The organism is Mesorhizobium sp. M0771 (genome assembly GCF_040320155.1).
In the GTDB taxonomy this organism is placed as follows: Bacteria; Pseudomonadota; Alphaproteobacteria; order Rhizobiales; family Rhizobiaceae; genus Mesorhizobium.
The window spans coordinates 164,899-180,300 of the sequence record NZ_JAMYPC010000009.1; the positions used below are offsets into that span (position 1 = coordinate 164,899).

Below are 15,402 nucleotides of genomic sequence, written 5' to 3' on the forward strand. Positions count from 1 at the left end.
CCAAACGAGTGAAGTGCGGTTCGGGCACCCAGCCAGCGGGAGCTCGTCAAGTGCCCGCTGGTTTCCCCTTTATCCGCCACAGCGCGCCAAGCTGTCATTAACCTATGACCGCGGTGCGGCGTGTTCGGCTGACCGGCCCGCCAAACAAACTGCCGTCCTGCGGGGAACTCTTGGCCGCAGACTGCATTTAAGTCCGGGCAAAACGGGGGCGAAATGGGGGCCACTTCAAGCAATCCGCGATCTGAACTGCAGCGCTTCGAGCTTTTGGCAGCGTTGGGCGACCGTATCCGCGAGATTACGGATCCCGCAGAACTGGCCTACGCAGCCGCGGAACTGCTGGGGAACCATTTTGGCATCAGCCGAGCCGGATACGGCACGATCGATCTAGAGAAAGAAACGATCACCATCGACAGGGACTGGAACGCGCCAGGCATCAAAAGCCTGGCTGGGACGCTGAATTTCAGGAACTACGGCTCGTATATCGAGGATTTGAAGCGAGGCGAAACCGTTGTCTTTGAAAACGCCGAGACAGATCCGCGAACCAGCAGCCATGCGGAGGCACTCAAAGCCATCAGCGCCCAATCCGTCATCAACATGCCCGTTACCGAGCATGGCGGGCTGGTGGCGCTGTTATACCTGAACCACTCCGCGCCCAGACGCTGGGCGACGGAGGAAGTAGCCCTCATTTCGGCAGTCGCGGACCGGACGCGTACGGCGATAGAACGCCTTCGCGCCGAACTGGCCCTGCGTGAGAACGCCGAACGCCTTGCTTTTCTCGACCGCCTCGGCAGGGAGATAGCCCTCGCGGCCGACGCCGATGCTGTCATGCAGATCACCACTCGGCTCCTCGGCGAACATCTTGGCGTCTCGATTTGCGCCTACGCCGACATGGAGCAGGACCAAGACCATTTCACCATCCGCGGCGATTGGAGCGCACCTGGCTCGCCCAGCATCAGGGGATATTACAGTCTTGCCGATTTCGGTCGCCTGGCTGTCACCAACCTCAGCGCCAACAAGCCGCTTATCATCAACAACAACCTTGAGGAAATTGCTCCCGAGGAAGCGAAGACCTTTCAGGATATCGGGATAACGGCAACCATCTGTATGCCTTTGGTCAAACAAGGCCGACTGACTGCCCTGATGGCCATCCACGACAAGCAGCGCCGCGTCTGGTCGCAACGCGAACTGTCCTTGCTGACCGAGGTGACGGAGCGGTCCTGGGCTCACATCGAGCGCGTTCGCTCGGAACAGGCGGCACGGGCCAGCGAGGAGAGGCTGAGGCTTGCCACCGACGCGGCCGCTATTGGCACCTGGGATTACGATCCCATCAGCGGAGTGCTGCGTTGGGACGACCGGTGCAAAGCCCTTTTTGGTTTGCCGCCGGACGCGGAGGTGACATATGAAAGCGCCTTCCTGGCGGGCCTCCACCCGGAAGATCGCGCACGGGCCGACGAGGCCGTACGCCAGTCGCTCGCGCCGGGCACCCCCTCCCGCTACGACATCGAATACCGGACGATCGGCCTTCGGGATGGCAAGGAGCGCTGGATTGCCGCAACGGGGGAAGCGCTTTTCCAGTCCGGCCGTGCGATCCGCTTCATCGGCACCGTGGTTGATGTCACCGCGCGAAAGCGGGTGGAGCATCAGCTTCAGTTGATGAACGCCACTGCGGCAGCCGTGGCGGCCGAGCTTGACGTGGAGCGAATTGTCCAGACGGTAACCGACGCCGGCGTGGTGCTGTCGGGCGCACAATTTGGAGCTTTCTTCTACAATGTGATCGACGACAAGGGCGACAGCTATGTGCTCTACGCCCTTTCGGGGGCACCTCGTTCTGCTTTCGAAAACTTTCCGATGCCGCGCAACACCGCGGTGTTCGAGCCCACTTTCCGCGGCACAAACGTGGTGCGTTCCGACGATATCCTCACCGATCCGCGTTACGGAAAGAACTGGCCCCGCAAGGGAATGCCGGAGGGCCATCTGCCGGTGCGTTCCTATCTCGCCGTGCCGGTCGTCTCGCGTTCGGGCGAGGTCCTGGGCGGCCTCTTCCTTGGTCATTCAGAGACCGGCGTGTTCGCCGAACAGCAAGAAGCGGCCTTGCTGGGGCTTGCCGGCCATGCCGCGACAGCCATCGACAACTCCCGGCTGTTCAAGGCGCTGCAGACACTCAACGGCACGCTCGAACAACGTGTCAAAGATGAAGTTGCGGAACGCGCCAGAGCAGAAGAGCACCTGCGCCAAGCCCAGAAGATGGAAGCTGTCGGACAGCTCACCGGTGGCATCGCGCACGACTTCAACAATATGCTGGCCGTCATCATCGGCGGCCTGAACCTTGTGCAGCGCAAGCTCAGAAACGGCGATACCAACGTCCACCAATTCGTAACCGGCGCGATCGATGGAGCACAACGTGCCGCAGAACTTACCAGGCGACTGCTCGCCTTTTCCCGCCAGCAACCACTGGCGCCGAAGCGGCTGAATCCAAATCGCCTCGTCTCCGGCATGAGCGAATTGCTGAACCGGACGCTTGGCGAGACCATCCAGATCGAGACCGTGCTCGCTGCGGGCCTATGGCATGTCGAGGCCGACGCAGGGCAATTGGAAAGCGCGCTGCTCAACCTCTGCGTCAACGCAAGGGATGCCATGCCTGCTGGCGGCAAGCTGACGATCGAGACATCAAACGCCCACGTCGACGATCGCTATGCCAGGGAGAACGCGATCCCCTCCGGCCAGTATGTGATGATAGCGGTCACCGATACAGGAACGGGCATGACTGCTGATGTTGTCGCAAGAGCCTTCGATCCGTTCTTCACCACCAAGGGGGTCGGCAAAGGCACCGGGCTGGGACTCAGCCAAGTCTATGGGTTTGTTCGCCAGTCCGGCGGCAGTGTGAAGATCTATTCCGAGCAGGGCATCGGAACCACCTTGAAAATATATTTGCCGCGCTCGCACCATGGCGTGCTCGACAGCCAAATCGACGTCGTGGCAGGCGAGCACCCCGGCTGTGCAGACGAGATCATCATGGTTGTCGAGGATGAAGATCGCGTCCGGCTGATGGCCGCGGAAGCGCTGCGGGAATTGGGCTACTCCGTGCTGGAAATGCAAGGTCCACGCGAAGCGCTGGTGGCCGTCGAAAGCGGGCAAGTGCCGTCGCTTCTGTTCACCGACGTGGTGATGCCGGAGATGTCGGGCCGGGAGCTGGTGGATCAGGTCAAGACAATGCACCCGTCGCTAAAAGTGCTCTACACCACCGGCTACACACGAAATGCGATTGTCCACAACGGCACGCTCGATTTCGGAACCGAACTTTTGACCAAGCCCTACACGATCGACGAATTGGCAGAGAAAGTCCGGAAGGTGCTGGATCGAAAGTGAACGGGCAACAGCCCGCGACGCTCGCCGTGTGACCAAACCCGGCGTTTGCCGCGTAAGGTGTGCGGCGAAACGGGCCGAAGGTGTCGACACCGACATCGTATTAATATGGCCCGGCTTCACTTTTCCGAGCCAGTATCCCTCCAGATTTTGTCTACCTCTTGCCCATCCGCGGCCTTGCTCATTGCTGTGATGGCGCAGCACGATCGAAATCTCGTTGCCGCCGGTCACCGGTCGGAGAAATAAATGCCGCCTCTGGCTCCCTGCGATGCTCAACACTGAAGTTACCGTAAAAATGCTCGCTGGCCGATGGCCGGATGGAACAATCAACTTGCCGGGATGTTCGGATGATCTAACCGGAGAGATGTCCATGTTCATGCACAACAAGCGCCTGCAATACACCGTTCGCGTCTCGGAGCCGAATCCTCGCCTGGCCTGCATGATCATGGAACAGTTCGGCGGCGCCGATGGCGAGCTTGCAGCGGCCATGCGCTATTTCACGCAAGGGCTTGGCGAGGACGATCTTGGCCGTCGCGACATGTTGCTCGATATTGCGACCGAAGAACTCAGCCATCTCGAAGTGGTGGGATCAATCGTCACCATGCTCAACAAGGGGCTCAAGGCACAGCTGGCCGAGGGCCAAATGAAGGAAGCCGACCTTTACCTGATGATCGGCGCCAGCGGCACAACAGCCAAGGAATCAATTCTGTTCGGCGGCGCTCCCGCGCTGTGCGACTCAGCCGGCGTTCCCTGGACCGCGGCCTATGTCGACTCGCGCGGTGAACCTACGGTGGATTTGCGGTCGAATATCGCCGCCGAAGCCCGCGCCAAGATCGTTTACGAACGCCTCATCAACATCACCGACGACCCGGGAATCAAGGACGCGCTCGGCTTCCTGATGACCCGCGAGATCGCGCACCAGAAGTCGTTTGAGAAAGCACTCTACGCGATCGAAAACAATTTCCCTTCCGGCAAGCTCCCAGGCGTAGAGAAGTACGCCAGCATGTATGTCAACACCTCTCAAGGCGACGGCGATGTCGCTGGCCCATGGAATTCCGGCGAAGAGTGGGATCGGATCGATGACCTTGAAGAGGTGATGCCCGTCGACGGCGGAGACGGCCTGGCAACTGTCAAGCTGGGGGCCAAAGACATGAAGGTGGTGGCCAGGATGGCCGACCGTACGCTTTCCGATCCGGCTTCCGATCCGACAACAGGCGCTGATCTAGGAGCGGGCCCGGGAGCTGGCCGTACCAAGAACGCCGATTTCGGCGGCGCGGCAAGCATTCAGGAGGCCCCGGCCGTGGCAGAGGCTGCCGTCAAACGCGCACGTAGGCGTTAGTACAGAGCCGACATCATTGCGGGCATCTATGTTCCGCGATGCGGCCGGAAGCTGACACCGACGAAGGCAGGGCGCCCGACCAGCAACGGACTGGCCGGAGCGCTCGCATCGACATCTGTGCTGAATGTGGGTGAAGCAACCATGGCCACCGCCGCACCACGATCAGATTCGGAGCGTGCGGGCCAGCCGGACAAGGTCCGTCCCGACGGTTGCGAGAACCGGTGCATCGTGACAATCGGAGCATCGGCCGGCGGCGTCGACGCGCTGAAGAGACTTGTCCGCGATCTTTCGCCGGACATCCCGGCGGCTCTCCTCGTCGTACAGCACGTTGGTCCCACGAGTTACCTCGGCGACATTCTCGGTCGCGCTGCCAACATGCCCGTTGCAAATGCCTCCAACGGCATGAAGGTTAAAAACGGGCACATCTTCGTTGCACCGCCGGGAGCTCACCTTCTGTTACACGACGATCATATGCTGCTGCGGCGCGGGCCGCGCGAGAACCTGGCGCGCCCCGCCATCGACCCCCTGTTTCGATCGGCGGCCTGCAGCTTTGGCGGCAGCGTGATCGGCGTCGTGCTCACAGGCAGCCTCTCCGACGGCACCGCCGGCCTGCACGCAATCAAGATGTGCGGAGGCGTCAGCGTAGTCCAGGACCCCGGCGACGCCGCAGTACCCGACATGCCGCTGAGCGCCTTGCAGAATGTGGAAATCGACCATTGCGTCCCTCTGTCCGAAATGGCTGGCCTGTTGCACAGGCTTGCTTCCGAAATCGCAGGACCGACACCAGAAATCCCGTCCGGCATCCGCCTTGAGGCAGCGATTGCAGCTCAGGAGCACAGCACAATGGAATTGACCGAAGGCCAGCTTGGCACCCCCTCGACATTTGTCTGCCCCGAATGTCATGGCCCCCTATGGGAGATAGAAGACGGGCCGATTACCCGTTACCGCTGTCACACCGGACATGCGTTCGGAGCGGACGTTTTAATGCAGGCCCAGGCTGACGATGCGGAACAGGCTCTTTGGAGCCTTTTAAGAGCGCACCAGCAGCGGGCTGAGTTGGCGAAACGTACGGCAAAACGCGAAGCCGCGCGGGAAAGACACAGCCTGGCCAGTCAAATGGCTGCGCGGGCCGCGGAGTACGAAGCCGACGCGAAACTTATTGAAGAGATCATCCATCGTCGAACGCCGTGACAAGGCAACAGCGTTTGTCAGGGCGGGTGCGTCTGCGCCATCCCGATCGCATTTTCCTGGATCAGCCGCGTTGCCTCACCGCTTGGCCTGTGGCCACGGGTATCCAGGTCCCATGCTTTGATTGAACACCTGCACCCAAATCCAACTGCACGAATTTTATGCAAAGCAGGAACATAGAAGCATTACGCGAGTTAGGCACTGACCCATTGGACGTATCCTCGCATTCTGCGGTCTGCCTGGGTGGTCCTTGTTTTGTAAACGAATGCCAGGACAATGTATCGCTCGCAGCTTTTCGTACCTCTTTTTGGCCTGCTGTTGCTGATGGGTGGCCTGTTCCACGGGCACGAGGCCATGGCGCAGGAACCCTGTCCGGCCGACCACGACAAGCTGCTTGCAGCCCTCAAAGCCAACGTGAAGGCAAGCGGCGGACCAGCCAATGGCGGCTTTGAAACCAACGAATGGGCAGCCATCGTTGCCCGTGACGGCACTGTCTGCGCGATTGCGTTCAGCGGCCCCACCCCCGACTCGCAATGGCCGGGAAGTCGGCTCATAGCAGCGGAGAAAGCCAACACGGCCAACGGTCTCAGCCTGGCTCAGATGGCCCTCTCGACGGCCAATCTCTATGCGGGGGTGCAGCCCGGGGGACCGCTATTTGGCCTGCAGGAGACCAATCCTGTCAACCAGGCCGCGGCCTATACGGGCGATCCCAAAACGTTCGGAAGCGGCGGCGACCCGCTCGTCGGCAAGCCGATCGGAGGCGTCGTGGTGTTTGGCGGCGGGCTTGCCCTCTACGACGGCAAGAGCATTGTCGGCGGCCTCGGCGTTTCAGGCGATTCCTCATGCGCCGATCACAATGTCGCCTGGCGTATCCGCGCGGCGCTCGGCTTCGACAAGGTCCCGGCAGGCGTCAATCCAAATCGCAAGGATGCCATTGTCTACGATCTGGACCCCGGCGGCAAAAGCGCTTCGGGCTGGGGCCATCCGCTTTGTGCCGGAACGGAGGCCGACATCGCGGCCGAACTCGGCGCCGGCGTGGGAGGCTCGATCAATAAATGAAAGCTATGCCGCAGTTGGCATTGACGCGCGTTGACGTAGAACGACATACCCGCAAATTGGCAGCCGGGAATTCGTTTTGCGCTATCCTTCTGGTGACGCTGCTCGCCTGCCTGCCGCTTTTGGGCGCTGCGTCCGAGCCCCCTAAAACACCAGCGATCGTACCGCCAGCCGCAGCTTCGCCACCCGATGACGGCCAATGGACGATGCCGGCCAAGAACTACGCGTCGACGCGCTTCAGCGAACTCTCCGAGATCAATGAAGGCAACGTCAAGAACCTGCAGGTCGCGTTCACGTTCTCGACAGGCGTGAACAAGGGCCAGGAAGCAGCGCCGCTGGTCGTCGGCAACACCATGTATATCGTGACGCCCTTTCCCAACTTCGTCTATGCGCTCGATCTCTCCAAGCCCGGCGCCCCGATGAAGTGGAAGTACGAACCCAATCCCGAGCCGGCGGCACAGGGGGTGGCCTGCTGCGACGTCGTCAACCGAGGGGTGGCATTCGCCGACGGGCGCATCTTTTTCAATACGCTGGACGGCCACACGATTGCCCTTGATGCGAACACGGGCAAGCCGATCTGGAACACTCATGTCGGCAACATCAACATCGGCGAGACCATCACCATGGCGCCGCTTGTGGTGAAGGGCAAAGTGCTGGTCGGCAATTCCGGCGGCGAGATGGGCGTTCGCGGCTGGGTAAAGGCGCTCGACGCCGGCGACGGTCATGTCGTCTGGATCGCCTATAGCACCGGGCCGGACAAGGACGTGCTGATCGGATCGGACTTCAAGCCGCACTACGACATGGACAAAGGCAAGGATCTTGGCGTCACGACGTGGCCGCCGGAAGCCTGGAAGATCGGCGGCGGCAACATGTGGGGCTGGATTTCCTATGATCCCGATCTGAACCTGATCTTCCACGGCACCGGCAATCCCGGACCATGGAATCCGGATTTGCGGCCGGGCGACAACAAGTGGACGTCTGGCATTTTCGCGCGCGATCCCGACACCGGCGCGGCGAAATGGTTCTATCAGTGGAGCCCGCATGACCTCCACGATTATGACGGCATCAACGAGCAGATCCTGCTCGACATGACCTGGCAGGGCAAGCCGCGCAAGGTGCTGATCCGGCCGGAGCGCAACGGCTATCTCTACATCCTCGACCGGACAACCGGCGAGGTGCTGTCGGCAAAACCGTTTGGTCCGGTCAACTCCAGCAAAGGTGTGGATCTGAAAACCGGTCGGCTGATCGTAAACCCGGACAAGAAGACCGGCACCGGCAAGGTCGTTCGCGATATCTGTCCGACGGCGTCGGGCCTCAAGGACTGGCAGCCTTCCGCGTTCTCGCCGAAGACCGGCCTGCTCTACATCCCGCACAACAATCTGTGCATGGATGAAGAAGGCGTCGAGGTGAACTACATCGCCGGCACGCCCTATGTGGGCATGAACGTCCGCATGATACCAGGGCCCGGCGGTAATCGCGGCGCCTTCACCGCCTGGGACATCGCCGCGGAGAAACCCGCCTGGAGCCTCAAGGAGAATTTCCCGGTGTGGAGCGGCGCGGTGGTGACCGCCGGCGACGTTGTCTTCTATGGCACGATGGAAGGCTGGTTCAAGGCGGTCAGCGCCAAGACCGGAGACCTGCTTTGGCAGTTCAAGACCTCGTCCGGGATCATCGGCCAGCCCATCACCTATCGCGGTCCCGATGGGCACCAATATGTCGCCATCCTCTCAGGCGTCGGCGGCTGGGCCGGCGCCATTGTATCGGGCGATCTTGACCCGCGTGACGCCACCGCCGCGCTCGGTTTCGTCAATGCCATGAAGGATCTGAAGAACGCGACAACCTCGGGAGGCACGCTTTATGTGTTCCGGCTGCCTTGATGGATTGTACTTGACCGTAGGTCCGGCGCGAAAGGCGTGTCAACGGCTGGTGATCGGCATGGCCGCCATCGCCTTCGTGTTCTTGACGGCCACAGCCGACGCACGTGAGCTGAGGGTCTGCGCCGATCCGAACAACATGCCGTTCTCCAACGCGGCCGGTCAGGGCTTCGAGAACAGGATCGCCGAAATCGTTGCGTCCGATCTCGGCGCGAAGCTGACCTATACCTGGTGGGCGCAGCGCCGCGGCTTCATCCGAAACACGCTGAAGGCGGGCCTGTGCGATCTGGTGCCGGGCACGCCGAGCAACCTCGAAATGCTGCGCACCACCACGCCCTACTACCGATCGTCCTATGTCTTCGTCACCCGCAGGGACGGCCCCGACGTAGCATCGTTCAATGATCCGCGGCTGCGCGACATGCGGATCGGTGTTCAGCTCATCGGTGACGATGGCGCCAATTCGCCTCCGGTCCAGGCGCTTGGCCGCCGCGGTATCGTCGGGCACCTCGTCGGCTATCCCGTGTATGGCGATTATTCCGCCCCCAACCCGCCGGCGCGCATCGTCGAAGCGGTGGCGAGTGGCGAGATCGACCTTGCGGTGGTCTGGGGCCCCCTCGCCGGCTACTTCGCCGCCAGGCAGAAGGTGCCGCTCCGCATCACGCCGGTTGCGCCCCGCATCGACGGACCGCAACTGCCGATGATCTACGACATCTCGATGGGCGTCCGCCGCGAAGACGATGCGCTGCGCGGGGACGTCAATGGCGCCCTGTCCAGGCACAAGGTCGAGATAGATGCCTTGCTGTCACAATATGGCGTGCCGCGCCTCGATGCCTCGGGGAGCCCGGTGCGATGAGAGCCGCTGTGGCCATGCTCCTGTTTCCAGTCCTGGCGCTCGCTGCCTGCCAGCGCGAGGAACGTGACACGCGCCCGCAATCGGCGCTCGGATCGGGCGAGCAGCCGACGCCTGTGACCACGCTGGAGCCCGGCGGACAGCGCCCCCCCGCCAGCGACAACAAGGCGGCGAGCTTCGAGGCCAACGCCTTCCACATGAGCGAAGGGAAACGGCTTTTCGGCTGGTTCAACTGTTCTGGATGCCACGCCAATGGCGGCGGCGGCATGGGGCCGGCCCTGATGGACCAGAAGTGGCTCTATGGCAGCTCGATCGAAAGCATCCATGCCACGATCCGCGACGGTCGGCCAAACGGCATGCCGAGCTTCCGCGACAAGATTCCCGACGACCAGATCTGGGAGCTTGCGGCTTTCGTGCGCTCGCTGAGCGGCAACGCGCCGTCTTCCGCCGCGCCGCAACGCAATGACGACATGATGGCGCATCCGTCGGAAAACCGCATGCCCGACGCGGCCACGCTGGGGAAGTCGCCGTGAAACGTCTCGTCTCGATGGCGTTCGCCACCGCCGGCGCTCTGTTGCTCCAGGGATGCGCGGGCTGGCAATCCGCCCTCGACCCGAAAGGTCCCGCGGCGAGCGAACTGGCATGGCTGATCTGGTTCTTCACCGCGCTCTGCGCCGTGGTGTGGGTGCTGGTGATGATCGCCCTCGTCGTGCCCTTGATGATGCGGTCGCGCGCGCAGGCGGAGCCGCTCGCGATCAAGGCCGGCGCCGACGACCGGAAGCTGCGCGCGGTGATGACCGCCGTCGGGTTGACCGCCATTGTCCTGATCGGACTGACCTTGCTGAGCTTCTTCGCCAACAGGACGCTCGCCGCGATCGGCTCGGATGCCGCACTGACCATTCGGGTCACCGGCCATCAATGGTGGTGGGAGGCGCGCTATGAGGATGCCACGCCAAGCCGCATCCTGACCACGGCGAACGAGATCCATATCCCCGCCGGGGAGCCGGTGCGGCTTCTTCTGACCTCGACCGACGTCATCCATTCCTTCTGGATCCCGAGCCTTTCGGGCAAGCTCGACCTCATTCCCGGCCACATGAACGTGCTCGACCTCAAGGCAGACAAGCCTGGTGTTTACCGAGGTCAATGCGCCGAGTTCTGCGGGGCGCAGCACGCAAACATGGGCACCTTCATCATCGCCGAGCCGCGTGCGAAGTTCGACGCCTGGTGGAACGACCAGTTGCAGCCGGCCGCTACTCCGACGGGGGACGAAGCCAAGGCCGGCCAGGATCTGTTTCTGAAGCGCCCTTGCGTGATGTGTCACAGAATAGGCGGCACGCCTGCCGGAGGAACGGTCGCCCCTGACCTCACCCATATAGCCAGCCGGCAGACGCTTGCCGCCGGGACATTGACGATGAGCCGCGGCAATCTCGCCGCCTGGATAGCCGACCCACAGGGCATCAAGCCCGGATCCCACATGCCGGTGGTGGAGCTCAGCGGCGACGAACTCAACGCCATGGTCGCCTACCTCGAGGCGCTTAAATGAGCAGCGCGGACCTCACAAGCGAACGCGACCTGCCGCCGGTGCGTGAAACCTCTACCGCGGGCGACGTCGCACCCGAGCATGACGGACCGCGCGACACCGGCATGGACGATGCCAGCCTGGATCGCTGGCTGGCGCGGACATGGCGCACGCCCCCCGGCATCATCGGCGCGCTGTCGAGCGTCGACCACAAGGTCGTCGCACGGCGCTATCTGATCACCGCCTTCGTGTTTCTGTGCCTGGGCGGGCTCAACGCTGTCGCCATGCGCATCCAGCTCTCAGGGCCGCAGCGCGGTCTGATCGGCCCGGACCTCTACAACCAGCTGTTCACGATGCATGGTGTGACCATGATGTTCCTGTTCGCCGTGCCTATCGTGCAGGCGACAGGCATCTATCTCGTCCCGCTGATGGTCGGCAGCCGCAACATCGCCTTTCCCCGCCTGAACGCGTTCAGCTACTGGATCTATGTTTCGGGCGGCATATTCGCCTGGGTGTCTTTCGCGCTCAACATGGCGCCCGACGTCGGCTGGTTTGCTTATGTGCCGCTGTCAGGCCCCGAATTCGCGCCGGGCAAGCGGGCCGACGTCTGGGCCCAGATGATCACTTATACAGAAGTTTCCTCACTCGCCGTCGCGGTGGCAACCATCGTCACCGTGTTCAAGCAGCGAGCCCCCGGCATGTCGCTGGACAGGATTCCGCTCTACGTCTGGGCAATGCTGGTTACCTCCTTCGTCGTCGTCTTCGCCATGCCCGCGGTGATGATCACCTCGACCTTCCTGATCCTCGACCGGCTGGTCGGCACACATATCTTCAACCCCGCCGAGGGCGGCGACGCACTGCTCTTCCAGCATCTGTTCTGGTTCTTTGGCCATCCCGAGGTCTACATCATCTTCCTGCCGGCGACGGGCATGGTCTCGGCGATCATCCCGGTCTTCGCCCGGCGTCCCGTGTTCGGGCATCTCGGGCTGGTCTTGTCGCTGATCGCCGTCGGTTTCCTTTCGTTCGGCCTCTGGGTCCATCACATGTTCGCGACGGGGCTACCCAAGCTCGGCGCCAGCTTCTTCACCGCGTCGAGCATGCTGATCGCCATCCCCAATGGCGTTCAGATCTTCTGCTGGCTGGCGACCTTGTGGGACGGCAGGCCGGTGATCCGCACGCCGCTGCTGTTCGTGTTCGGCTTCTTTTTCATCTTCGTCATCGGCGGCCTCACCGGCGTCATGCTCGCTTCGGTGCCGCTGGACCTCCAGGTGCACGACACCTATTTCGTCGTCGCCCATTTCCATTACGTGCTGATCGGCGGTTCGGTCTTCCCGCTGCTGGGCGCGGCCTATTTCTGGTTCCCCAAGATCAGCGGCCGCATGATGAGCGAGCGTCTCGGGCGCTGGCATTTCTGGCTGGCTTTCATCGGCTTCAACGCAGCTTTTTTTCCAATGCATCTCGTCGGGCTCTGGGGCATGCCACGAAGGGTCTACACCTATCCGGCCGAGCTTGGCTGGGGCAACATCAACCTGTTCATCAGCGCCGGCGCGGTGCTCTTTTTCCTCAGCTTCGTACTGTTCACTTTCAATCTTGTACACGGCGCGTTGAAGGGCGCGCTGGCCGGAAACAATCCCTGGGATGCCGGTACGCTCGAATGGGCGACGTCTTCGCCGCCGCCAAGCTATAATTTCGCGCGGATACCGATTGTCACGCATGTCGAGCCGCTCTGGGCCGAACGGGAGGCGCTGCCTGTGGCGACCGGACTCCGCGTCGATGTCCGTGAGTTGTTGATCTCAACCGTGGCGGAAGCCCATCCCGACATTCGCGAGAAATCGGCGACACCGTCGATCTGGCCGCTGCTGGCGGCAATCGCCGTCGGCGGTACGTTTGTCTATTCGATCTTCACGCCCTGGGCGATCGTCTGGGGCGCCGCGCCGATCGCCATCACCTTGATCGGCTGGTTCTGGCCCAAGGACGACCCGGAGGATGAGGGATGAGTGAGCGTCCCAGCTTGGATCTTTCGGACCTCCCAACCTTTGGACATGGTCCGCGCAGCCCGACCTGGTGGGGAACGCTCGGCTTCATGGCGCTGGAAGGCATGGGCTTTGCGTTGGCCGCGGGCGCTTATCTCTATCTCGCCACTTTGTGGCCCAACTGGCGTCTAAGCGCCCCGCACCCCGACCATTGGCCCGGAACGATCGTCACCATCCTGTTTATCATCAGCGTGGTGCCGAATCACATCCTCCACGGCCATGCCAAGCAATGCGCGATCGTTCCGGTGCGGATCGGGCTGGTGGTGATGTCGCTGCTCGGTCTGGCCCCGCTTGTCGTGCGCTGGTTCGAATTCCCCGCGCTGAACATCTACTGGGACACGAACGCCTACGGCTCGATGCTCTGGGTGCTGCTCGGGCTGCACACCACACACCTGATCACCGATGTCGGCGACACCATCGTTTTGACGGTGCTGATGTTCACACGCCATGGCTATAGCGGCCGGCGCTTCGGCGATGTCGGCGACAATGTCTTCTATTGGGATTTCGTGGTGCTGACCTGGATCCCGATCTATCTGCTCATCTACTGGATGCCGAGGCTAGGCTGATGCGTGCGTTGAAAATGGGAACGTCCTGGGGTGGTCTTCTGTCGGGGCCGATGGCTTGGGCAATCTCGACGCAGCTGAACTACGCACTCGTACCATGGCAGTGCAACCGCCAGGTGCCGGTGGTGCTTCCCGTGGCACTGGTGCTCGCCGTGCTTTCGCTGCTCGGCGGTGCCTTGTCATGGCGGGCGAAGCGGCAGGGCGGCGCCGCCTTCAAGCCTGAGCGCACGCGCAGCACCGAGCAGTTCGTCGCCGATCTCGGCATGCTTGCGGCATTGCTGTTTGCCCTCGTCATCATCATGCAAGGCAGCGCGGCTCTCATTCTCGACGAGTGCCTGCGATGAGCTTCGACGCGTTCTTCTCGACCTCGATCTGCTACGGCACCGGCGCGCCCGAGGCCGGATGGACGCTCGCATTTCCCATCACGTTTCCGCTGGCCGCGATTGCCTTCCTTTATGCCATCGGAGCGACTCGGTTGTGGCGCCGCAGCAGCCGAGGCCGTCCCGAGCGGATGCGGCAGGCGTTGTTGTTCGCCGCCGGTTGGGGCGTGCTGACGGCAGCACTGGTCAGCCCCATCCATGCGCTCGGCGAGCGGGTGTTTGCCGCCCATATGATCGAGCATGAACTGCTGATGGCGGTCGCGGCGCCCCTCCTTGTCGCCGCTTGCCCAGGGGCGGTCCTGCTCTGGTCCTTGCCGGCCTCACTTCGCCGCGGAACGGGCAAGCTCACGCGCGCAAAGACGCTGCAATCGGTTTGGGCCCTGGTGATCCGCCCCCTCAACGCGACGATCATTCACGGCGTCGCCATCTGGATCTGGCACATTCCGGCGTTGTTCCAGGCAGCGCTCCAGCAGGGCTTTCTTCATTATGCCCAGCATGCGAGCTTCCTCGGCACAGCCTTGCTGTTCTGGTGGGCGCTGCTACCGCGCCCCGGTCGACAGCAGACCTCTGGCAGCTCCGTCATGCATCTTTTCTTCACCTCGCTTCATACCGGCCTGCTCGGTGTCCTGCTGCTCGTCTCGCCTAAACTCTGGTATCCGGAGAATGGCGCCGGCGCGGCATTGTGGGGACTGACCGCGATCGAGGACCAGCAGCTCGCCGGATTGGTAATGTGGGTTCCGGCCGGCTTGATCTATGGCGGCGCCGCCCTGCTGCTCGCCGGCCTGTGGATAAGCAGCAGCGCAACCAGGGAGGCAACACATGCGCTCCGACCTGGGTAGGCTGATCGGGGGCGCCCTTGCCGCAATCCTGCTGCTGGCCGCGGCTGTCGCAGCGGCGACCTTGTGGTCCGACCGGCGCGAGCGCGTCCGGCACGAGTCGGATGCGGCGACCGGCGGCGTAGGCGCCCGCGCCATTCCAATCATGACGGCGAATGGCTGCTCCGGCTGCCATACGATACCCGGCGTGCCGGGTGCGCAAGGCCAGGTCGGACCCCGCCTGGACGGTGGCCTTGCCGACAGGGTCTTTATCGGTGGCCTGCTGGCAAACAATCCGGAGAACATGATCCGCTGGATACGCTCGGCGAGGGAAGTCAATCCGCACACGGCCATGCCGTCGACGAGGATCACCGAGCAACAGGCGCGGGACATCGCCGCTTATCTCTATGCGTTGAGGTAAT

At 62.6% G+C, this 15,402-nt stretch carries 13 protein-coding genes; all 13 read left to right on the plus strand.

The window, feature by feature from the left end; genetic code table 11:
* The first annotated feature begins 213 nt into the window (after window positions 1–213).
* The 13 genes from NKI05_RS16300 (at window position 214) to NKI05_RS16360 (ending at window position 15,401) form a co-directional block, all read left to right on the plus strand.
* Complete coding sequence (locus tag NKI05_RS16300; protein ID WP_023815898.1) at window positions 214–3,366, plus strand: GAF domain-containing hybrid sensor histidine kinase/response regulator; 3,153 nt, start codon at window positions 214–216, stop codon at window positions 3,364–3,366.
* A gap of 367 nt (window positions 3,367–3,733) precedes the next feature.
* Entirely contained in the window at window positions 3,734–4,702 is a 969-nt protein-coding gene (locus tag NKI05_RS16305; RefSeq protein ID WP_023681124.1) for a manganese catalase family protein, read from the plus strand.
* Window positions 4,703–4,843: 141 nt separating this feature from the next.
* The gene (locus NKI05_RS16310) at window positions 4,844–5,893 is read left to right on the plus strand and encodes a chemotaxis protein CheB (RefSeq protein ID WP_023815899.1); all 1,050 of its coding nucleotides are present in this window, start codon (window positions 4,844–4,846) and stop codon (window positions 5,891–5,893) included.
* A gap of 273 nt (window positions 5,894–6,166) precedes the next feature.
* On the plus strand, window positions 6,167–6,949 hold the full coding sequence (locus NKI05_RS16315) for a heme-binding protein (RefSeq protein WP_031202575.1): 783 nt from the start codon (window positions 6,167–6,169) through the stop codon (window positions 6,947–6,949).
* The gene (locus NKI05_RS16320; protein WP_031205621.1) at window positions 6,946–8,823 is read left to right on the plus strand and encodes a methanol/ethanol family PQQ-dependent dehydrogenase; all 1,878 of its coding nucleotides are present in this window, start codon (window positions 6,946–6,948) and stop codon (window positions 8,821–8,823) included. The genes NKI05_RS16315 and NKI05_RS16320 overlap by 4 nt, the downstream gene beginning before the upstream one ends.
* 58 nt (window positions 8,824–8,881) lie before the next feature.
* Entirely contained in the window at window positions 8,882–9,673 is a 792-nt protein-coding gene (locus NKI05_RS16325; protein WP_023815901.1) for a substrate-binding domain-containing protein, read from the plus strand.
* The gene (locus NKI05_RS16330) at window positions 9,670–10,203 is read left to right on the plus strand and encodes a c-type cytochrome (RefSeq protein WP_023681119.1); all 534 of its coding nucleotides are present in this window, start codon (window positions 9,670–9,672) and stop codon (window positions 10,201–10,203) included. The genes NKI05_RS16325 and NKI05_RS16330 overlap by 4 nt, the downstream gene beginning before the upstream one ends.
* Window positions 10,200–11,213 carry a cytochrome c oxidase subunit II gene (gene coxB, locus NKI05_RS16335; protein ID WP_023815902.1) on the plus strand — a complete coding sequence of 338 codons (1,014 nt, stop codon included), beginning with the start codon at window positions 10,200–10,202 and terminating at the stop codon, window positions 11,211–11,213. The genes NKI05_RS16330 and coxB overlap by 4 nt, the downstream gene beginning before the upstream one ends.
* Window positions 11,210–13,186, plus strand: a complete 1,977-nt coding sequence (gene ctaD / locus NKI05_RS16340) for a cytochrome c oxidase subunit I (RefSeq protein ID WP_023712214.1) — start codon at window positions 11,210–11,212, stop codon at window positions 13,184–13,186. Before coxB ends, ctaD begins: the two co-directional genes overlap by 4 nt.
* Entirely contained in the window at window positions 13,183–13,788 is a 606-nt protein-coding gene (locus NKI05_RS16345; RefSeq protein ID WP_023712215.1) for a cytochrome c oxidase subunit 3, read from the plus strand. The genes ctaD and NKI05_RS16345 overlap by 4 nt, the downstream gene beginning before the upstream one ends.
* Window positions 13,788–14,129: a hypothetical protein gene (locus NKI05_RS16350; RefSeq protein ID WP_023681115.1), complete on the plus strand. Its 342-nt coding sequence runs from the start codon at window positions 13,788–13,790 to the stop codon at window positions 14,127–14,129. The genes NKI05_RS16345 and NKI05_RS16350 overlap by 1 nt, the downstream gene beginning before the upstream one ends.
* Window positions 14,126–15,004, plus strand: coding sequence for a cytochrome c oxidase assembly protein (locus NKI05_RS16355; protein WP_023712216.1), 879 nt, complete (start codon window positions 14,126–14,128; stop codon window positions 15,002–15,004). Before NKI05_RS16350 ends, NKI05_RS16355 begins: the two co-directional genes overlap by 4 nt.
* Window positions 14,985–15,401 (plus strand): c-type cytochrome, encoded by a 417-nt coding sequence (locus NKI05_RS16360; protein WP_023681113.1) that lies wholly within the window; start codon window positions 14,985–14,987, stop codon window positions 15,399–15,401. The genes NKI05_RS16355 and NKI05_RS16360 overlap by 20 nt, the downstream gene beginning before the upstream one ends.
* Window position 15,402: the final 1 nt, after the last annotated feature.